The organism is Pseudomonas zanjanensis, from assembly GCF_014268745.2.
Lineage (GTDB): Bacteria > Pseudomonadota > Gammaproteobacteria > Pseudomonadales > Pseudomonadaceae > Aquipseudomonas > Aquipseudomonas zanjanensis.
Window position 1 is genome coordinate 1,328,020 of the sequence record NZ_JABWRB020000001.1, and the last position, 21,339, is coordinate 1,349,358.

Here is a 21,339-nt window from a genome sequence, read left to right on the forward strand (position 1 = left end):
TATCGCCCACTATTGCCTGAATGAAAGTGACCTGAATGCCACGGGAGTGTCGGTATGCCCGGACGCATAGATGATCGCGGACGTGGCATTTGCAGGGGCAACGACGCTCATTTCATGGGTCTCCCATTGCGTGGTGCAGTCAAATGTCTCGATGCTGGCGGTGATGAAATCGCCTTGGTCGTCCATCCAATTGGCCTGGATTCTGCCGGTGGTGGCCGTTGTTGCGCAGCGTGCGGACACGCTGTTGATGTACGTCAGTCCCGGTGTCACTTCGACCCGCTGCGTGGCCGGTGTGTTGACGTTGACGGTCAGGATCTTGCGCGCCGCGTCATACGCCGAGGGTGACGTCAGGCTCCAGCCTTCGAGGCTGGACAGCTCCGGGTTGAGCAGGTGTTCATCGTGCGTGACGTTGAGCTTGCGCAGGTCCAGGTCACCCAATCTGGCAGACGACGTGGACACAGCGAGCAGCCGATCGAGAGGCGCCTGGGGAAGGGATTTGAGGTCGATCAGCAGCCAGTTCACCTGACGCTGGCGCAAGCGCTGGGTGAGCGCCGAGGGTGAGGCCGCCGCATCGAATTCGTTTTTCCACTTCAGGTTGTACCAGGATGCGTAAAGGGCATCGCCGTGCAAACCGGCCATCAGCGGCGACGCAAAGACCGCCACGGGCTGACCACCGCTGTTCAAGGCGTTGACGGTGTCGACCATTTTCCGGATAGGCAGGCGTTCCAACAGATAGGCCTCCCGACCTGCCTGGCTCAACAGTGCCGAGGGGTTGATGTCGCCGTAATAAGTCGCGGCCTGAATGAAACGGGTATTGGCCAGGACCAGCAGGGCACCGGCGACGATGGCGAGGCTGCGGGGGAAAATCCTGGCGTCGGAGAAGGGCAGGGCCAGGATCACCGAAAACAGCGCGAAGGACGGGAACACATAACGCAGGTAGGCCGTTGAGTGGAACGTCATGAACATCGCGCCGGCGCCAACCAGGAGAATGCACAGGGCTTTTCTGTTGCCGCTCAACAGCACGGCGACGGCGGCCGTGGGCAGCAACAGCCACTGGAAGCCGGCCGCACCGACGCGCCCCTCGATGAACTGAGGCGACTTGAAGACCATTCGATAGAGGGTATCCCAGGTCATCCCGGTACCGAACGTGGCCGGCGGTTCGAAATTGATGTCGGGCCAGAGCGGCGAATGGAAGATGGCGTTGAAAAACGGGAACACTGGGTTGCCGGTCAAGAACCCGGCGCAGAGGTAGGGAGTGGCGCCGGCCAGTATCAGGCCGGCACTGCCCAGCAGGAGCGTCTTGACGATGCCTGGCACAACCCAGGCCTTGAAGTGCACCAGCAGGACCACCAGCAGTACCGGCAGGACGCTGAGGGTCACGGCCTTGGTCGCCAGGGCGAAGCCCAGCAGGACGCCGGCCAGGAGCAGTTGCGACAGGCGCTCCCTGGGATCCGGCGTGAAGCTTGCTACCTTCAGGATCGCCAGGGTGCCGGCGAGCATGAAGGCGGTCCACGCCGACTCGATATGCAGGCTGCTGCTTTCGGCGAAGGCGAGGGGCGTTGACAAAAAGATCAGGCTTGCCCAGCGGGCACTGGTGTCAGAGCCTCCGGCCCAGAGGGTCATGTTGCGGATCTGCCACGCCAGCAGCAAGGTGAATGCGCTGTTGCTCAGGCGCGCTGCCGTTTCGCCGGCCAGCATATAGACGATGCTGTAGATCCAGTCGGCCAGCATGGGCATGACGGCCCACACATAGGTGCTGGCATCGAATGACCATTGATGTCGCTGGGCCAGGTGTGAAGGAACGAACAGGTGCATGGCCAACGCGTCATGCCCGACCTCCGGCATGAAGGCGACCAGCACGTAAAGGCAGGCAAAGCCGCCGATCAGGACGTCAAGCCCGGTCTGGAGGTGGGTGTGTGCTGAGCGGGTGGCCTGGATGTGCCGCGGCAGTTCACGCCATAACCCGGTGACGTGTTTGTACCCCAGTAGCAGCGGCAGCGACAGCATCGCGCCATATAGCCAGGGGTAGTTGATCGGCCAATACGCGGCCAGGCCCGTTAGCGTACCGAACGTACCGGCACCTACCAGCAGATGGACACTCCAGTCGGCAGAGGCTGCTTGCCCGAGCATCCACCTGCCGAGCACCGTGGCAGACAGCGCGAAGACTACGACCACTATCACCGGCCAAGCTTGCGCGCAGGCAACGGCCAGGCACGCCAGTAAACCCAGGCAAAGCATGAACGGTGGCTTGCGAGTGAAGACGGTGAGGACGGCGAGGACTGCCACTGACAGCAATATCGTCCGGCTACTGCTGTTCATGGACGCCAGTTCAAGCGTCGAAAAACCGTACACACCGACCACCGCACTTGCCAGTAAAACCAACAGCACCACTGCGTATTTCAGGCTGAATCTGGGCAAAATATCGTCTCGGTTAAAGGGACAACGCTGTCCAATAAGGCAAACCAAAGATTCGTGGCGCGGGAGCAAGCTCCCTCGCCACACATTTCATCTGCTCCCTTCAGTAAATCGCTTTGCATGCGAAGGACGTTTAGGCGTCTCGGTACGTGTGCGGGACCCAGGATCCCCACTTGCTTTCGTAGATCGCCCGGTTCTTTTCGAAAAGTGCCTGTTTTTTCCTGGCGCCCAAGGTGTTGAACGACGCAGACAAATGGTGATGAACGAAAACATCTTCGGCACAGGCCGCGCGCATGCCACGACGCTGTACGCGGCGGCAGTAGTCGTCATCCTCGAAAAACCCGAGGCCGTACTCTTCGCACAGGCCACCGATCTGCTCGTAGGTCGAGCGCGGGAACATCACGCAGAAAAACGCCAGGGTGTTGATCTCGAACCACTCGCCCATGCGGGCGCGGGTCATTTGCGCGGCTTCGGCGGGCATGTCTTCTATCCGCTCATAGCGGGTGCTGACTTTGGCCTCATTGCCGATGTTGTTGGTGATCGGGCCAATGATGCCGATCTCCTTGTGGTCTTGCAGGTGGCGGATCAAGCCTTTGATCCAGCCGGCGGTGACGACCGTGTCGTTGTTGAGGATAACCAGGTAGTCGCCGCTGGCCGCTGCGAGGCCCAGGTTGTTGCCGGCGGCGAATCCTTTGTTGTCCTGGTTGAGGATCACGATCCGGTCTGGATGGCCGTCGGCCCAGGCAGTGAGGAACGCCGGGGTCTGGTCGCTGGAGTGGTTATCGACGACGATGATTTCAAGGTTCGGGTACTGGCTCTGGGTCAACAGGCTGTCGAGGCAGGCCTTGGTCAGTTCGAGGTTGTTGTAGGTCAACACCACGACGCTGACTTTGGGCACGGGCAAGGTCGCAATGGCCTCGCGCAGGCTGGCGGCCCGATGCTGCCAGGTCTGGCCCCGGGCGAACGATTGACGGGCCGCCAGCGTGGCACTGTCCTCCGGCAGTGCGCCCAGGACACTGCGCAGGGTCGAGATGAACTCAGTCGGCTCTTCAACCGCCCAGACCAGTTTGCCAAACTGGCTCAACTCCGGCAGTTTCACCGACACCACCGGTTTCCCCGCGCTCAGGTATTCATAGACCTTGACCGGGTTGGTGGCGAGGGTCAACGGCATGACCTTGAACGGAAGCAGGCAAACGTCCATGGCGTGGAGGTAGTAAGGCAGGGAGGCATACGGGACTTCACCCTCCAGGACCACATTCGGGAAGGCCTTGAAGTGCCTTTTTGCCTGGACGATATCACTGCCGATCAACAGGATCAGGTGCTGCGGGAAGGACTGGGCGACCCGCTTGACCAAGTCCAGGTCGAACCATTCGGCAATGACGCCGTAGTAACCGATGATCTTTCTGTTGCCGGGGGCCCGGTAGACCTTGTCGGGACGTCGGCTGAAAAAACTGAACTCGCAAGCGTTGCGGATCACCTCAACGTTACGGTTTTCCCGCTTGCCGTGTTGTTCGATCCAGTCGGATGTCGCCACCAGCAGATCGGCCCGGCGCATCAGGGCGATTTCCAGGTCGAGCAGTTCCTGGGCCACGTTGCCGAAGCCTTCGTGGTGATCCATGCAGTCATAGACCAGCGTGGCGTTTGGCACTCGCCTGGCCAGCGGGAACCAGTAGGCGTGCTGGACAATGCAATCCGCCGCGTTGACGTTCGCCGATTGCAGGAGCATGGCCAGGCCTTCGCACAACTGGCGGATCGCGGCCGCTGACGGCGGGGCATGATAAATGGCCGGTGCACCGAGCACCTTGAAACGGATCTGGAACAGCCGGTTGGAACCTTCCAAGGGCTCTGCTTCGAAGCCGGGGGCCTCGTCGTCGATGAAATTGTTCGAGATATAAAAAGTCGTCTGTCCGGCCCGGGCGAGTTCCTTTGCCAGGTTTTGTGGGCGTTGGATGCGAAAGTGCCAGTCGATCACGCCGAACATCAGGATCGTGGGCTGCCCGAGGCTGGACGGTACTGCAAGGTTTACCGGCGGTGGTAGAGATTGCAGCGCAGAACTGGCGTCTGCCGATGATTCGCCCGGTGTTACCTTGCCGGGTTTCAACCAACTTCGAAGCCGACGCGCCAGCTTGCTTTTCTGCTGTGCGGTGAGTGGCAACCAGGCGTAGACCCGACGCGATAATTTATACAGTTGCTTGCGTATCGAATAACGCAGCGGTGCACGTTCGATGGCGTTGCCCCAATCGGAAAGCTTGAACAGCTCGGCTTGCTTGGCCGCCAGTTGGGCACGCAGATCCACCGCCCAATCGGAGAGCACGACTGCCTCTTTTTCTTTTGTCTGGATTAATGCCTCGGCGTCCTTGAGGCGCTGTTCGGCCACCCGCAGTTGCTCGCGCAGTCGCCCGGTCTTGCCTTCTTGGAGCGACAGACGGGTGCGAAGCGCTTTCGAACCAAGGTTCAGTTGTTCGATAAGCCGGTCTCGATTCTCGATTTCCTTGACCAACTGCAAGGTTTCAATGGTTCTGGATTGTGTTGAGCGAGTCAGTTGGTCAATGCAATCAACAAGACGGTTGATCTGGTCCATGCGGTTTTCTGGTCCTTTGGTCAATACGGCGACGCACACTCGGTCTTTCAGTAACGATGTGTGCGTCAATCACCAGCCAGGCTCCAGCCGTGGCATGAATCAGCATAGCGGGTGCTGAGCGGGGCGCCACGCAACAATGTCATATGACGTCGGCAAAGCCTTTGCGGGTCCGCTGGAACCAGGCAAACCCGGCGCAGGCAATCAGCACGGAAATGGCCGAATAAGCCGCCAGGTAGGCCCATTGCGGCGGCCGGCCCCAGAACAGCACATCGCGAACCATTTCCACCGGCAGCGTCAGCGGGTTTGCCTGCAACGCGGCCTGATAACTCTGCGGAAGCGTCGAGAGGGGATAGAAAATCGGCGAGAGAAACAGCATCGCCGTGATGATGATGCCGATGAACTGGCCGATATCACGCAGGTAGACGCTGATCGAGGCGAGAAACCAGGAGAGCCCCAGCGTCATCAGCACCAAGGGGAAAAGCACCAATGGCAATAGAAGGGCGGTTACCGGTGGCGTTCCGAACAGGACGATATAAAAGATCAGCCAGGCCAGGACGCTGACAGCCATGTGGAACAGCGCTGCGCCGAGCGACACCAGGGGTAGGGTTTCCAGTGGGAACACGATCTTCTTGACGTAGTTGGTATTGGCCAGCACCAGGCCCGGCGCACGGCTCACGCATTCGGAAAACAGGTTGAAGACCAACAGGCCCGCGAACAGTACCAGGGCGAATTCGCTCTTGGATTCCCCGCCGCCCGACCAGCGGGCCTTGAAGACGACACTGAACACGAATGTGTAGACCACCAGCATGAAAACCGGAGTGAAGAACGACCACAAGACGCCGAGCATCGAACCCTTGTAGCGCCCGATGACTTCTCTGCGGATCAATACGTAGATCAGGATTCGATTGACCAGGACACTCTTGATCATGGCGATGGGGGACGTGCTGAACGACTGCATTGGTGCTTGATCCTTAAGGCAAAATCCGGATGCTCCCTGTGTCGCGTCCTCATTGGAGGGTAGACCACGTGCAGGTTCATTCGAAGTTTTTTTCCCCATCTGTGCTTAACTCATCCGCAGTGCCCAGCGAAGGACTGATTGAGTAGCGCCGCAATAATGGCCGTGATTCATGGAAGGGTTTTGTCGATGTCGTTTGAAGTGGCCATTCGTGCCGAAAACCTGAGCAAGTGTTATCAGATTTATGATGCGCCCAAGGACCGTCTATTGCAGATGCTGGTGCGCGGCAGGAAGCGTTTCTATCGCGAGTTCTGGGCCTTGGACGATGTTTCGCTGACCATCGCAAGGGGGGAGACCGTCGGTATCATCGGCCGTAACGGCAGCGGCAAATCCACCTTGTTGCAACTGATCTGCGGGACGTTGATGCCGACCCGGGGCAGTGTCCAAGGCAATGGTCGGATTGCGGCGTTGCTCGAGCTGGGGTCTGGTTTCAACCCGGAGTTCACCGGTCGCGAAAACGTCTATGTGAATGCGGCGGTGCTGGGCTTGGATCGCTCGGAAATCGACGCTCGTTTCGATGACATCATCGCCTTCGCCAATATCGGCGACTTCATCGATCAGCCCACCAAGATCTATTCCAGCGGGATGCTGGTACGGTTGGCCTTCGCCGTTTCGGTCTGTGTCGAACCGGAGCTCCTGATCGTCGACGAGGCCCTTTCCGTTGGCGATGCCTCTTTTCAATTCAAATGCCTGAACCGGCTGGAAGAACTGGCTGCCAAAGGTACGACGCTGCTGTTCGTCTCCCATGACATGAGCATGGTCAAGCGCTTCTGCCACCGGGTCATCTACCTGCGCGCAGGCCGGGTCGTGGCCAGCGGCTCGCCCGATGAAATGGCCGAGCTGCACTTGCTCGACATGCGGGACGAGCAACGTCGCTGGGCCAGTGGCGGCGTGATACCGGTGACGCGCAAGTCATTCATGGGCGGGCAGGAGGGGATGGCCTTCGGGACCGAAGAGGGGCACATCAGCGCTGCCTGCTTCACCAACACCCAGCAACTTTCGTCCAGCTACCTGTATGGCGACGATATCGAGATTCGCGTCGAGGCGTTGCTGCATGAATCGGTCACGCAACCGAACATCAGCTTCACCATTCAAGAGGCCAGGCTGCTGGTGATCGGCGGGGGCAACTTCGCACTGCAACCCAGCCCGCCCGAAAACGGCTGGCGGCGTGCGGCGATCACGGTGCGCTTCCCGGCCAACCTCGCCGAGGGGCGCTATCATGTCACGCTCAAGCTGTTGCACGGCGCGACGGAAGACACCTCGCAACTGATCGAAAAGCAGGTCGCGCCCTTGGCGTTCGACATGTTGCCGAACCACAAGAATTTCTTGGGCATGGTTGACCTGGGGTTACAGCGGATCGACCCTCGGCCGGTTGAACCGCCTCCCGAGGTCTGCGCCGCTCAAGGAGAACAGGTTTTGACGGAGCACCCGGACACGCGCACGTGGCAGGTCGCCATATTCGGCACCTTTGACGTGGAGAACTACGGCGATCTGCTGTTTCCGATCATCGCCGAGGCGGAGCTGACCCGGCGCTTGGGTTCTGTCAACCTGCATCGGTTTTCCTACCACGGGAAAACCCGACCGCAATGGCCTTATGCAGTGACATCGCTGACGGAGTTGCCCCATGTCGCGGCGAACCTGGATGGGGTCTTGATCGGCGGTGGTTTCCTGATCCGCTTCGATAAAGTCGTTGCCCACGGCTATGGTCCGACAACCGCCGGTATCCACCACCCCACCGGTTATTGGTTGACCCCTGCGCTCATCGCGCTGCAACACGCGGTCCCGGTCATATGGAATGCCCCCGGGATGCATTGCAACGATATTCCCGATTGGGCCAGGCCCCTATTGAAAATGACCCTTGAGCAGAGCCAGTACGTGCGCGTGCGAGATGCACTGTCGCGCGATTCCCTCGCCACGCTGACTCAACAGGCCGAGATCGAAGTGCTGCCCGATACCGCGTTTGGCTTGCCCCGCCTGATCGATGAGCAGCAACCCTCGGCCGAGTTCATTGGCCTGCGCGAACAGGCCGGGCTGACTGGGCCCTACATCGTGATCCATGCCATTCACGTTGTGGAATCCTTTATAAAACTGTTCGAAGACCACGCCGAGGCATTCCAGGGCTATCAGTTCCTGGTGGTGCCGATTGGCCCCGTCCTGGGGGACGATCCGTCGGTCATTGCCGGGCGCCTGCCGGGGGCCGTTACCTTGTCGTTCTGGCCAGAGCCATTACTGATGGCGGAAATTCTCAGCCAGGCCCAAGCGGTCATCGGCCATAGCTACCACCTGGCGATCACCGCTTTGGCGTTTGGCGTCCCGGTGTTTTGCTCGGCGGACCTGACCACGGGTAAGTACACGGCGCTGGCGGGGTTCGACTCGCTCCACGCCTTGCCGGACGTGGCGACGGTCGATCCGCAATGGTTTCTCGCCCGCGTGGGCAAGACCTGTCCATCGCCCGCGGCGCGTGCGGCGGCGGATCAGTTGGTCGAGCATTGGGACCGGGTCGCGGCGATCATTCGCCAGGGTAAAACAGCGTCCCAGCCGGTGTTGGGAGCGTTTCTGCAGCATCTGCCCAATTTGCTCGAAGCCTCGGCCGAGGGCCGTGACCCCGTGTCGACTGAACGGCCGGCAAGCCCCGTCGTGCCAGAGCCGGCCATCATCGAACCGGCACAAAACCTTGCAGCGCAGGAGTTCGCCCAGCAGCAACGGATTGTCCAGCTCAGCCAGCAACTGGCCCTCAGCGACGCCAGGATGCTTGAGTTGCAGAACTCCAATTCATTCCGAATGACCGCACCACTGCGTTCCATCGCCCGTGGTATCCGAAACCTGACAGCGAACAAGAACCGACAATGCTAGATCTCTCTCGTCTCACGCCAGCGGCGCTAAAGGCCCATCCGTTCTCATGGGCTGAAATCGGCAATCTGTATTCGACCGAGGATGCCGCCGCGTTGGCGGCAACCTTTCCTCACGATCGCTTCAAGACGGTGAGTGGTTACGGTGGCGAGAAAAACTATGACTATGAGGCGCGGGCCCTGGTGAGCATGGGCACCTCTACCATCGTGTTTCCCGAAGAACTGAGCGAGGCGTGGTTGCGACTGGCACTGGACCTCGGCTCGGCCGCCTATCGAGAGGCCATGTCGGAGCTGACCGGGATCGATCTGCGCAGTGTGCCGATGGAGGTCAACGTCTTTCATTACGGCCCCGGTGCGAGCCTGGGCGCCCATCCGGACCTGCCCGACAAACTGGTCACCCATATCCTGTATTTCAATGAGTCCTGGGACCGCAACGACGGCGGCTGCCTGACCATCCTGCACCGCAACGATCCCACCGCCGTGGCGGCCGAGATCGAGCCGTTGGTGGGCAATTCGGCGATCCTGGTGCGCTCGGACCATTCATGGCATGCCGTCACTCCCGTGGTGAGTGGTTGCCAATCTTCCCGCCGCAGCCTGACGGCAACGTTCTACCGGCCGGGCTCCGTCAGTTCCATGTGGCCGCCGGGTGACAGCACGCCGCTGCATGGGTACCCACGTGCTTAAACTCGACAGCGCCCTGATCGACCGCGATGCCGCCTTGGCTCAACGGGATGCGGCCATCAACGAGCGCGATATCGCCCTGGCGAAAGTCGACTTCCTGCAAAACACCCGTTCGTGGCGTTTCACCCGCCCCCTGCGTTCACTGTTCCGGGTGATGCGTTATGGTTTTTCCGCCACCCGGGAATTTCCCGAAACGGCCGCGGCAATCGTCTACCCGGCAGCACCGGAGCCGTTGCCGAACGTTGCGGTGGCGCCTGATTTCGCCACGAAAGGGCGCCTGGATATTCTCTGCTTCGCCAACATCGAGTGGGCCGCGCGCTTTCAGCGACCGCAGCAGTTGATGAGCCAGTTTGCGAACAATGGTTATCGAGTGTTTTACATCGTCCCCTCCGTTGTGCCGGAGCAGGGGCAGCTCTATCGATTGGCGTCGGTGGCGCCCAATGTCTTTGAAGTGGCCTTGCAGCGCGACGCGCAAGCGGCGTATTACGAAAAGATCGTGACGCCTGAGAATCATCAAGCCTTGCTGCGAGCCCTTACTGCGTTGGTTGCCGACATGCAGATCAGGACCGCCCTCTCGGTGGTGCATATCGCCTACTGGAGCCCGGTGGCACTCAGCCTGCGCGCCGTGCATGGCTGGCGCATTCACTACGACTGCATGGATGACTGGGATGGCTTTCCGAACATCGGCGAACAGTTGCTGAGCGAGGAAAAGACCCTGATTGCCCAGGCCGACCTGGTGACCGTTTCCGCCGCGTTGCTTTACGAAAAATGGTGTGCCTACAACCCACGCTGTGTGTTGGTCCGAAACGCGGTGGATTTCGCTTTTTTCCGGCAGCACTGTTTTACCAATGATGTGTTGAGCGGGCTTGTCGGGCCTGTCATTGGTTACTACGGCGCCCTGGCCCAGTGGCTTGATTATCCGTTGCTGGCGGCGCTGGCGGACCGGCGGCCAGCGTGGAACTTCGTCCTGGTGGGGGACATTTTCGTCGAGGATCTGGCGGGCCTCGAGCACAAGCCCAATGTGCAGCTGTTGGGCCACAAGCCGTACTCGCAAATGCCGCTTTACCTGGATCATTTCGATGCCTGCCTGATTCCCTTCAGGCTCTACAACGTGACGCATGCGGTTGATCCGGTGAAGTTCTACGAGTACATCAGCGCAGGCAAGCCGGTGATCTCCACGCCACTGACGGAGATGAGCATTTATAAGGACCTGCTGTACTTCGCCACTGGGGTCGATGAGTTCCTCGAGCAGATCGAGCGTGCCTTGGCCGAACGCGACCTGGCCCTGTACAAACGGCGCGTGGAGCTGGCCCGGGCCAATGATTGGAAGGATCGGTTCGATAGCATGCACCGGGCTATCGTCGGCCTGTACGAAAAAGTCTCCATCGTGGTCGTGACGTACAACAACCTCAACCTGACCATTCAATGCGTCAACAGCATTCTGCGTAACACCACCTGGCCCCATTACGAGCTCATCGTTGTCGACAATGGCTCGGACGATGGGACAGGTGATTATCTTGAACGCCTGCGCCAAGCGGTGCCGAGCGCGAAGATCATCCTGAACCCGGACAACCGGGGCTTTGCCGCGGCGAACAACCAGGGTTTGCGCGAAGCCGATGGTGACGTCCTGCTGCTGCTCAACAACGATACGGTCGTGCCTGGCGGCTGGCTGGACCCGCTGGTCAGGCATGTGCGGGATCCGAGTATCGGCTTGGTCGGGCCGGTCACGAATGCGGTTGGCAACGAAGCGAAAATCGAGGTTTCCTACACCGATATTCAACAGATGCAAGACTTTGCAGGCCGCTACACCGAAGCCCGCAAGGGACGCTCGTTCGATATCTCGATGCTGGCGATGTTTTGTGTCGCCTTTCGCCGCAGCGTCCTCGAGGAAGTGGGGTATCTGGATGAGGCATTCGGGATCGGGATGTTCGAGGACGACGACTATAGCCGTCGCGTGCAGGCGGCCGGCTATCGGACGGTCTGCGCCGAAGATGCGTTTATCCATCACTACGGGCAGGCCTCGTTCAGGAAGCTGATCGCCAGTGGCGAGTACCAGGCCCTCTGGGACAAGAACCAGGCGTACTTCGAAAGCAAATGGGGCGCTTGGCAAGCCCATGTTCACCGCAACGAGGCGGGGGACAAGGGTTAGGCCGCCACAGGGCCATTACCTTCAACATCCTCGTCGACGGTCATGCCGCCATCGCGAGCAGGCTCGCTCCCACATTGGATTCTCGGTAGGCACAAAATTCATATGCAACCAGTCCCCCTGTGGGAGCGAGCCTGCTCGCGAAGAGTCCGGCATCTCCAGCATCTTCATTGACTGACACACCGCTATCGCGAGCAAGCCCGCTCCCACATTGGATTCTCGGTAGGCACAAAATTCATATGCAACCAGCCCCCCTGTGGGAGCGGGCTTGCTCGCGAAGAGTCCGGCATCTCCAGCATTTTCATTGACTGACACACCGCCATCGCGAACAGGCTCGCTCCCACATTGGATTCTCGGTAGGCACAAAATTCATATGCACCCAGTCCCCCTGTGGGAGCGAGCCTGCTCGCGATGAGGCCCGCCAACTCAACATACATGCAGCTGACCCACCGCCGTCAGCAGCCTCTGCGCCCAGGCAAGTCCTCATCCATCAGTTGAAACGCCCTGGGCGCAAAGCCAAGTCGATCACTGGCGTGGGAATGATCGAACACCAGATCTTCATTCATCCGCGCCACCAGCGCGCTGGAAAGATGCCGGTAGCGCGGCAGGCAGCGCATGATCGAAACGGCCTGGCTCAATACCGGGGCAGGGAGGGGCAGTGTTCGCTCCGGGCGTCCCATGGCCTGGAATATGCGCCTGACCATGGTGCAATAAGGCAGGACCTCTCCCCCCGAGAGGTTATAGGCGCCACTGGGCAGGTCAGGCGTGCTCACGGCGGACAGGCACGCCTGGATGACGTCATCCCCATGCACCGGCTGGCGCAACCCGGTGCCGCCTCCGATCAGAGGGAAAAATCCGAAGCGTTGAATGAACCGCGCGATTTCCGAAATGTTCTTGTCGCGGCCAAAACCATAGATCAGGGTCGGTCGCAGGATCACCCATTCGATTTGCCGTTCGACCGCCCACTGCTCAAGCTGTTCTTCTGCACGTATCAAGCGTTGCGCCACGTCCCGTTCCCGAGCGTCGGGCGATGCGTGCTTGGCAAAGCGGCTGGTGGATGAGAGGACAACAACACGTTTGACCTGGGTGCTGGCAAGGCGCTGCAGATAGTCGGGCAGCACCCAGAGGGGCGCGAATGACAGGAAGGTGTCCAGCGCCAGTCCGTGCCAGTCGTCAGCCTTTCGCCAGGTGACCCCGGGGCAGGACACGCTGGGCAGGCTGCGGGCAAAGGCGCTCGCCGAGTGACCGGCATGGGCCAGCAATGGCAGGGCGCGCTCGCCCAGGAGGCTGGTGCCGCCCAATACGCCTATCCGCAATTATCGAAGGTCCCATGCATGCTTAAGCCGGGTGGTGGCGTGGCGAAGGACCACCAGGCTGAATCGAAACCAGACTCCGATCACCACGCTGATCCACAGGATGGCAGGGTATTTACGACGGAAAAATTTGCGATAGAAACGCAGGAACCCCAAATGTTTGTGCCATTCGACGAAATAAGGTCGATCACGACTGCAACCGCCGAACACATGCATCACCCGGGCATTCGGCACGAACAGTACGCGCCAGCCGGCCTGATGGAAGCGCATGCACCAGTCCAGGTCCTCGCAATGAAGGAAATAGTCTTCGTCCCACAGCCCGACGCTCTCGATCGCTTCGCGCTTGACCAGCATGCAAGCGCCGGAGATGGCTTCAACGACAATGGGCGCACTGGGGAGTGGCTCCTTGTGCAATAAAAAATCCGACAACACCGACGGGAAAAGCGCCGCGAGCCGCGAAAGCCCAAAGGCCCGCATGAAGGCGCGCCTGGGTGTTGGAAACACGCGGCGTCCACCGGCTTGCTCGCTGCCGTCCGGATTGCACAGGAAACCTCCGACCATGCCGATTTCTGGCGAGCTGCGCAGTGCCTGCAGCATGCGGTCCATGGCATTGGCGGCCAGTTCGGTGTCCGGGTTCAAGAAAAAAACGTTGGGGGCCGCAGACAGGCGAGCACCTTGATTGCACGCCACGGCGAAGCCGAGGTTGGCGGCATTGCGGACGATCTGAAGCGAGTCGCCGGCAGGGTGGATTCGCTCCAACTGCACCAGGCTGTCATCGTGGGAGTTGTTATCCACCACGATCACGCGGGAAGCCCCGGCGGCAAAGGCCGACCCTACACTTGCCAACAAAAGTTCACCGGCGTTGTAGTTGACGATAACCACATCACAATCGCCAGGTAGAAATGATGGTGCCCATTCATCAATAGCGAGCAGTTCCACTGCTTCCAACTTCATTACTCCCTGTACAAACCTGGATACGTATGGGATCGCAACTACTCAGGTTTGTATTCAAGATAGCAGGTCCGTGGGCTTCGACCACTTCCGGTCATCGCTCCATGCCGATGACGCGCAACTAGTGGCCTGTACTCGAATTAGCCACACAGGCCACTAGGGCTGGGCCGCTATGCAATGAATCTGTTCGGGTGGCTCAGAACCTTCAGGACGAGGTGCCGGCGTGCATGCCAACGGCACGCCAGGCGGCCTCGGCCAACTGCTGCCGGTAGCCTTCAGGGCTGCGTTTGACGCGGCCGGAGAGCCAGGCGCGGCAGTAGCTTTCCGCCGAACCGATGATCAGTGAGGGAATCAGCTCGAAAGGCAGGTCCTGCAGATCCTGCTGGTGGGCCGGGTCACTGAACCATTTCTTCAGTTCGGCGTTCCTGGCCAGATTCGCCTCGGCGAGCCGCTCGTTGAAGCTGCTGCGCGCGACGGCAAAGCGCGCCTGGTATTGGAACCGTGCCCAATCGGGTTGGCTGACCACCCAATCCACGTAGCTGAACACCAGGGCATGCACCCACTCCCGGGTCGACGTGACAGCGCCGAGGTAGCTGTCCCTGAGTCGCGCCTGATCGTCCAGGGCGGTCATGTACAACGCCGCGACCAAGCCTTCCTTGTTCTCGAAATGGTGATAAATGGCCCCCACGCTCATCTCGCTTTCGGCACGGATGATATCGATGGTGGTCGCTTCGATGCCCTGTTGGTTGAACAGCGCCAAGGCACATCGAAGGATATGCCGCTTGGACTCGGCACGACGCCCTGGGTAACAGCGCTCGAGGAGATCGACAGGTTCCATTTTTCGGCCCAGGCAAAAAGGGGCCATGTTAATTGAAACGAAGGCTTGGCACGAGCGATTGACAGGGTAGCAGATTACAGAATATTGTTCTGTAACAGAGCGATATTCTGTAATGGAGTAATGTTCTGTTCATGACTCAAGCCCACCTGACCAGAGATACCCCATGAGCCAGACTCTCAGCATGTACCAAAGCGTCGGTCCGTCCGCGTTCAGCAATATGGCCTGCCAGATGGCCCCGTACTTCGGCACCATCAACCCGGAAATTTCGGTGTTGGCCCCCGGTCGCGGCGAAGTGAAGGTGCCGTTTCGCAAGGAAATCACCAATCACCTGGCGTCCGTTCACGCCATCGCACTGTGTAACGCGGCAGAGCTGGCCGGCGGCATGATGACCGAGGTGTCCATCCCCAGTGGCGCTCGCTGGATTCCCAAAGGCATGACTGTCGAATACCTGGCCAAGGCCAAGACGTCCATCCACGCGATTGCCGACGGTAGCGACATCGACTGGCAGACTTCGGGCGACAAGATTGTCCCGGTCGAGATCTTCGACGAGGCGGGGATAAAGGTCTTTACGGCGCGCATCACCATGAACGTGAAAATCGGCTAGATCGCCCGGCCCATCAAGCGTCGACCGTTTCTGCCAGATGGGCCATCAGCCACTGGCGGAAGCGGTTGACGCTTTGTCTGTTCGGGGCCCGGCCTTGGGGTTCCAGCAGGCAGAACTGCGCGTCGGTGCGCAGGATGGCGTGCGTTGGTCGCACCAGGTTGCCGGTTTGCAGGTGATTGCTGAGCAGGCCCGACCACGCCAGGGCGATCCCTTGGCCAGCCAGGGCCGATTGGATCAGCATGGCGTAGCTGTTGATATTGATGCGCCGTCGAGGTTCTGGCGCTGGGTAGCCAAGGCGCTGGAACCATTCTTTCCAGCCAATCCAGTCACTGTGCTGGTCTTCCAGCCACAACCAGGTGCATCCACTCAATTGCTCCAGTGTCTCGATTTCCGGGTGTTGCGCCAGATAAGCGGGGCTGCACACCGGGAAAATCTCCTCGTTGAACAGCGGCGTGACTTTCATGTTTTTTGGCGGCGTGCTGCAGTAATACAGCGCCAGGTCACAGTCGAGCCGGGAAAAATCACTGACTTGATCCGTCGCGATGATGCGCAGGTCAATCTCCTCGTTCTGGCGCTGGAACTGCGACACCAGCGGCAGCAGCCATAGCGACGCCATCGCCGTGCTGGTGACCACCGTGACTTGCTGCGCACCTTGCCAATGGCGTATGCCCGCGGTGGCCTGGGCGATGTGCTGCAGCGTGTCGCGCACGCTTTCGTAATACTGGCTGCCGGTGGCGGTGAGGTTGATCTCCCGGGTCGTGCGGGTGAACAGTGCCGTGCCCAGGTAATCTTCGAGCAAGCGTACCTGGCGGCTGATGGCGCCTTGGGTGACGTTCAGTTCCCGTGCCGCCATGGTGAAGCTCAAGTGGCGGGCGGCGGCCTCGAACGCCACCAGGCTGTTGAGGGGCGGCAAGGGTTGCAGTTTCATCAGGCTTCAGTCTTATCAGTGTTAGGCGCACAGAGATTGTGCAGAAGCCAGCGTGCAGTGACTACCTAATTAGCGAGGAACGGCTAAAGATCAAGGACCAGGTCGGAAGTGGGCTTGCTGCAGCACAGCAAACGCAGGCCCTTGTCGATTTCCCGCTGCCGGATGCCGCCGTTGTGGTTCATGTCCACCGTGCCTTGGAGCAGTGCGGTCTTGCAGGTACCACAGACGCCCTGGCTGCAGGAGGAGGGCACGATGGCGCCGGCTTTCTTGGCGGCGGACAGCACGGTCTGATTGGCCGGCATGCTGAATGTCTTGCCGGAGCGCGACAGGGTCACCGTGAACTCGGCTGGTTGATCGAGCGAAGCGGTCTGCTGGAGCAACGGTTGCTCATTCAGTGCGGCAATGTCGAAGCTTTCCTGATGGTAGTGGGCGAAATCGAACGCCGCTTCCCTGAGCAGCGACTTGACCGCTTCCATGTACCCCTGGGGACCGCAGGTGAAGATCTCCCGCTCCTTGTAGTCCGGCACTTGCTGGCTCAGCAACGACAAGTCGAGCCGGCCTATCGGTTGCTGCCATTGCGTGGTGTCGCCAAGCCCTTCGCAAATATTGATGACCCGCAGCCCCGGCATGGCTGCCTGCATGTGCGTCAATTCCCCATGGAAGATGATGTCGGTGGGCGTGCGAGCGCTGTGCACGAATACGATATCGAGGTTGCCAGCCATGTCGCAGGCGGCCCGGGTCATCGACATCAACGGCGTCACGCCGGAGCCGGCGGACAGGTACAACAACTTGTTGGCCGGATGGCCGACCGGCGTAAAGCTGCCCGCTGGGCCGGACGCCTTCAGGCTATCGCCGGGCTTGAGGTTGTCATGCAGCCAGTTCGACACCACGCCCCCCGGTACGCGCTTGACGGTGATGGAAAATGCAAAGGGCCGGGTCGGGGAGGACGACAGGGTGTAGCAGCGGGCAATGGTTTGCCCGCCAATGACCGGCGAGATCGTGATGAATTGACCGGGCTCGAAACTCAGGGCGCTGAAGTCCGCACAGCGAAAAATGAACGTCCTGACATCGTGGGTCTCCTGGCGCACGGCGCAGCATTGCAGGGTTTTCTGCTCGCCGCTGTGCCACTGCGCACCGAACGTGCCCCAGGTGGCCGGGTCAGTGAAACGCTGGACCGCGCTGGCGTTTCCAGGGCGCGTCAGGTGTTCGTAAGTCGTCATGTTCATTCCTCACACGCCGTGGGCGGCGAGGCGCGCCGCGTACCAGCGCGAGAACTGGTCGACATAGGTTTCGGTAAAGGCCGAGAACGGCCCGGGCGTGTAGGCCGGATCCTGGGTGCCGCTGTGGGTGATGCCGACGAGGCTGGCGTCCTGCAGGTTGGTCGCGACCCAGACTTCGGTCAGCTTATCCAAGTGGTAGTCGACGCCTTCGACCGCGTCGGCATGGACCAGCCATTTGCTGCGCACCAGGGTCTTGTCGGGCGCCAGCGGGATGATGTAGGAAACCACGGCGTGGTCGCTCATGACATGGGTCCACGAGTTGTGGGTCCAGAAATGCATGTCGCCCAAGTCGCGGCGAGTGAGGTCGCCGAACAGCCGGGTGCACGCCACACGGGTGTCCAGGGTCTGGGATTCGCCGTTGCCGGCAATGGCCAGCCGCTGCGAGCGGAACTGGGTCACGGCGTCTTCACCTAGATGTTCGACGGCCTCGCAGATATAACCTTCGCGCTCCCAGTTGGCCTTGGTCTCGGCATTGCGGCGGTGATACTCCGCCAGCGCCTGGAGTGAGTCCTCCCCCAGGCCATCGGTGCAGAAACCGAAATCTTCGGGCAGGAACGAGGCGGTCAATTCCGGGTGAGTGGCTGCGCAGTGATAACACTCGCGGTTATTCTCGATCACCAGTTTCCAATTGCCGTTCTCGATGATTTCCGATTCGAAGGCGATTTTTGAACGGGCGATGTCATATTGAGCGAAACGCGGTGTCATGACCTGATCGAGGTACTGGATGTCTTCTGGCGGTTCGTCGCCCAGGCAGACGAAGACATGGGTGCCGACAACCCGAGTGTGCACGGGAATCAGGCTTTTGCACTTTGGGTCGAAGGCCTGCCCCATGTGCGCTGCATGTTTCAGGCTACCGTCGAGGTCGTACGTCCACTGGTGGTAGGGGCAGACCAGCATGCCCACCGTCGACTTGCCGGCCTGCTTCAAGCGAGCCCCGCGGTGCCGGCAGACATTGCGAAATGCCTGCACCTGCTCGTCATCGTCGCGCACCAGGAGGATGGATGACTTGCCGATATCGAGGGTGGAGACATCACCGGGTTCGGGGACGTCGCTGGTGACCCCCACCAGAATCCAATGCTGGGTGAAAAAGATCTCGACGTCGGTTTCAAAAACATCCTGGCGACCAAACAAACCACCCGGCATGCCATGACCGGGAGTGCGGTCGGTCAGAAGTGCACGATGGGTTTTCAAGGTATTAAGGGTCATTTTCCGATCTCGCTCAAACTCAAACGGGGTAGTGGCGGTGGGGGCAAAGCCGTTGACTGGCGCATCAAGCCAGCGAGAATTCTTTTAGGGGGGCGGAAGGCACGGGCCGCGACAGGTTATGCCCCAGCAGTGCCCGATACAGTTCACCGTCGCCCACGATGCCCAGGACGGTACCGGCCTCGTCCTGCACGATGAGGGGGTGGCCGGTTTCGTAGCGGATCTGCAGGGCGTCGCGCATGGTCGTGGTCGGCGGCACGCACGTCGGTTGCCGAGCCAAGGTCCCGATTGCCTGGGTCGGATTCCAGGATTGGACGTGTGCGGTCGTGGCGCCTTTTCGCACGCTGCTCAAATGACGCTGCGCAGTGACCACCATCCACAGGTTTTGAGCCGTATCCAGGCAATATTCGTCGCGGGCGAAAACGCACTGGCCCAGCGGGGTCATCAAGCTTTTCGCGCACAGCACATTCAACGGATTGGTGTGGGCGACAAAGTTGCGCACGTAGTCGTCGGCCGGGTTCAGTACGATCTCTTCAGGCTTGCTGTACTGGATGATCTTGCCGTCTTTCATGATGGCGATGCGCGTGCCCAGCTTCAGGGCTTCGTCCAGGTCATGGCTGACGAACACGATGGTCTTGTGCAGCTTGCGCTGCAGGTCGAGCAACTCATCCTGCAAGCCTTGGCGGATCAGTGGGTCGAGGGCGGAGAAGGGTTCGTCCATCAGCAGGATGTCGGCGTCCATCGCCAGGGCGCGGGCCAGGCCGACCCGTTGCTGCATGCCACCGGACAGCTCATGGGGTTTTTTATTGCGCCATTGGGTCAAGCCCACCAGCTCGAGTTTTTCATCCACCAGCTTGCGCCGTTCCTTTTCCGGGCGGCCCTGCATTTCCAGGCCGAAGCTGATGTTCTCGCGCACTGTCAGCCAGGGCATCAGGGCGAACTTCTGGAACACCATGGCGATGCGTTGGGTGCGCATCATTTTCAGCTCGGCGGGGGTGCAAACGGCGATGTCGATCTGCCGGCCTTGGTGTTCGACGAACAGTTTGCCGCGACTGACGGTGTTCAGCCCGTTGATGCAGCGCAGCAGGCTGGACTTGCCGGAGCCGGACAGGCCCATCAGCACGCAGATCTCACCTTTGTTGATCTCCAGGTTGGCTTTCTCCACGCCGACGATCAAACCGGTTTTCTGAAGAATCTCCGGACGGGAAAAGCCTTGGTCGAGCAGATCCAGGGCAGGCTTCGGGCGGGCGGCGAAGATGACGTCGACGTCTTCAAAACGGATGATGCTCATACGTCACCTCTTTTCAGGGTTTCACGTTGCTTGCAGATGCGGTCGAGCGTGATCGCCAGCAGCACGATGGCAAGGCCCGCTTCGAAACCCATCGAGATATCGGCGGTGTTCAGCGCATTGACCACCGGCTTGCCAAGCCCGTCGGCGCCCACGAGGGCGGCGATCACCACCATGGACAGTGACAGCATGATGCATTGGGTGATGCCGGCGGCGATGCTGGGCATGGCGTGGGGCAGTTCGATGCGCGCCAATAATTGGCGGCGCGAACAGCCGAAGGCCTTGCCGGCATCCATCAGTTCTTCCGGGACATCGCGGATGCCCAGGTAGGTCAGGCGAATGGGGGCGGCGATGGCGAATACCACCGTTGAGATCAGGCCCGGGACCACACCCAGACCGAATAGCGTCAGCGTAGGAATGAGGTAAACGAAGGTCGGTACGGTCTGCATCAGATCGAGTACCGGACGCATCAGTGTGTAGAACATCGGTTTGTGCGCGGCAACAATGCCCAGCGGTACACCGATGACCACGCAAACGAGTGTGGCGAAGGTCACTTGGGCGAGGGTCTCCATGGTCTCTTGCCAGTAACCGAGGTTGAAGATCAGCAGGAAGGCGAAGGTGACGAAGAGGGTGAGGCTCACCTTGCGTTGGATGTAGTAGGCGAGCAGGGCGAAAACAGCAATCAACGCCAAGGGGTTGAACCACAGGAGTGCGGTGGTAAACGCGGTGATCACACCCGACAGCGACAGCGAGATGGCGTCGAAAATACCGGCGCCATGTTGAGTCAACCATTCGACATACCGAGCGATGTGTTCGCCCAGGGGAAGCTTCTCTTGTGTCATCCACATATCACTGATCCGGCTGATGGAAAGAAACCGCACGCCAGCAACCGCCCGGGCGCCGCTTCGCGTGCCAGGTTCGCAGGCAACGCAAAACGACTGCGCGAGGCGTCGCGTCAGCAGCTATCGAAGTTTGGGCAGGGAAGGGGTAACAGAAGAAGCGTGTGACAACGCCAGTCGCCCCGGCTTTCTTTGGCCGGATGTCGAGGGTTTTCCAAAGGAGTGCACTGCAAGATTCATAATGGCGGCTCGTTGTTGTTTTGGTTTGGAGTCCGTTGCCTGTGGGAGATAGTTATCCAGGTGCCTTTGGCTGACAAACCATTTTAAATCAGTGCCTCATGAGTTTTTATCATCAATAATTCGCCACTTCTGGGCCAAAAAAGTCGATTAAATGTACTTGGGTGTACA

The 21,339-nt window shown here is 60.0% G+C and carries 14 protein-coding genes and 2 pseudogenes; 5 read left to right on the forward strand and 11 right to left on the reverse strand.

Annotation, left to right across the window (positions count from 1 at the left end; translation table 11 throughout):
• Positions 1-9: 9 nt before the first annotated feature.
• From HU715_RS06070 to HU715_RS06080, 3 genes are all read right to left on the reverse strand, one after another.
• Entirely contained in the window at positions 10-2,418 is a 2,409-nt protein-coding gene (locus tag HU715_RS06070) for a phospholipid carrier-dependent glycosyltransferase (RefSeq protein WP_225917561.1), read from the reverse strand.
• A gap of 130 nt (positions 2,419-2,548) precedes the next feature.
• Positions 2,549-4,996: a glycosyltransferase gene (locus HU715_RS06075; protein ID WP_186706653.1), complete on the reverse strand. Its 2,448-nt coding sequence runs from the start codon at positions 4,994-4,996 to the stop codon at positions 2,549-2,551.
• Between the two features lie 139 nt (positions 4,997-5,135).
• Entirely contained in the window at positions 5,136-5,954 is an 819-nt protein-coding gene (locus tag HU715_RS06080; protein WP_186706654.1) for an ABC transporter permease, read from the reverse strand.
• A gap of 186 nt (positions 5,955-6,140) precedes the next feature.
• On the opposite strand from HU715_RS06080, the pseudogene HU715_RS27255 reads away from it, so the two are divergent.
• The 4 genes and pseudogenes from HU715_RS27255 to HU715_RS06095 all read left to right on the forward strand — a co-directional run.
• A pseudogene (locus HU715_RS27255) lies at positions 6,141-7,364 on the forward strand (ABC transporter ATP-binding protein); the annotation flags it as partial.
• Positions 7,365-7,502: 138 nt separating this feature from the next.
• Positions 7,503-8,864, forward strand: a pseudogene (locus tag HU715_RS27260) (polysaccharide pyruvyl transferase family protein); the annotation flags it as partial.
• A complete protein-coding gene (locus HU715_RS06090) occupies positions 8,858-9,544 on the forward strand; it encodes a 2OG-Fe(II) oxygenase (RefSeq protein ID WP_186706656.1) in 687 nt (228 codons plus the stop codon). The pseudogene HU715_RS27260 and the gene HU715_RS06090, both read left to right, overlap by 7 nt.
• A complete protein-coding gene (locus tag HU715_RS06095) occupies positions 9,537-11,690 on the forward strand; it encodes a glycosyltransferase (RefSeq protein ID WP_186706657.1) in 2,154 nt (717 codons plus the stop codon). Before HU715_RS06090 ends, HU715_RS06095 begins: the two co-directional genes overlap by 8 nt.
• A 452-nt stretch (positions 11,691-12,142) precedes the next feature.
• Here HU715_RS06095 and HU715_RS06100 read toward each other — a convergent pair whose 3' ends face one another.
• From HU715_RS06100 to HU715_RS06110, 3 genes are all read right to left on the reverse strand, one after another.
• Positions 12,143-12,988 carry an NAD-dependent epimerase/dehydratase family protein gene (locus HU715_RS06100; RefSeq protein WP_186706658.1) on the reverse strand — a complete coding sequence of 282 codons (846 nt, stop codon included), beginning with the start codon at positions 12,986-12,988 and terminating at the stop codon, positions 12,143-12,145.
• Positions 12,989-13,003: 15 nt separating this feature from the next.
• Positions 13,004-13,954: a glycosyltransferase family 2 protein gene (locus HU715_RS06105; protein ID WP_225917562.1), complete on the reverse strand. Its 951-nt coding sequence runs from the start codon at positions 13,952-13,954 to the stop codon at positions 13,004-13,006.
• Positions 13,955-14,156: 202 nt separating this feature from the next.
• Positions 14,157-14,789 (reverse strand): TetR/AcrR family transcriptional regulator, encoded by a 633-nt coding sequence (locus HU715_RS06110; protein ID WP_186706659.1) that lies wholly within the window; start codon positions 14,787-14,789, stop codon positions 14,157-14,159.
• A 163-nt stretch (positions 14,790-14,952) separates the two neighbouring features.
• Between HU715_RS06110 and HU715_RS06115 the strand changes: the two genes are divergently transcribed.
• Entirely contained in the window at positions 14,953-15,393 is a 441-nt protein-coding gene (locus tag HU715_RS06115; protein WP_186706660.1) for a hotdog fold domain-containing protein, read from the forward strand.
• Between the two features lie 13 nt (positions 15,394-15,406).
• On the opposite strand, the gene HU715_RS06120 is transcribed toward HU715_RS06115, so the two are convergent.
• The 5 genes from HU715_RS06120 to choW all read right to left on the reverse strand — a co-directional run bounded on the left by HU715_RS06120 (position 15,407) and on the right by choW (position 20,940).
• Positions 15,407-16,321 carry a LysR substrate-binding domain-containing protein gene (locus tag HU715_RS06120; protein WP_186706661.1) on the reverse strand — a complete coding sequence of 305 codons (915 nt, stop codon included), beginning with the start codon at positions 16,319-16,321 and terminating at the stop codon, positions 15,407-15,409.
• Positions 16,322-16,404: 83 nt separating this feature from the next.
• Positions 16,405-17,541, reverse strand: coding sequence for an FAD-binding oxidoreductase (locus tag HU715_RS06125; RefSeq protein ID WP_186706662.1), 1,137 nt, complete (start codon positions 17,539-17,541; stop codon positions 16,405-16,407).
• 9 nt (positions 17,542-17,550) lie between these two features.
• The gene (locus HU715_RS06130) at positions 17,551-18,807 is read right to left on the reverse strand and encodes an aromatic ring-hydroxylating oxygenase subunit alpha (protein ID WP_186706663.1); all 1,257 of its coding nucleotides are present in this window, start codon (positions 18,805-18,807) and stop codon (positions 17,551-17,553) included.
• Between the two features lie 64 nt (positions 18,808-18,871).
• A complete protein-coding gene (choV, locus tag HU715_RS06135) occupies positions 18,872-20,095 on the reverse strand; it encodes a choline ABC transporter ATP-binding protein (RefSeq protein WP_186706664.1) in 1,224 nt (407 codons plus the stop codon).
• Positions 20,092-20,940, reverse strand: a complete 849-nt coding sequence (gene choW / locus HU715_RS06140) for a choline ABC transporter permease subunit (protein WP_186706665.1) — start codon at positions 20,938-20,940, stop codon at positions 20,092-20,094. Before choW ends, choV begins: the two co-directional genes overlap by 4 nt.
• Positions 20,941-21,339: the final 399 nt, after the last annotated feature.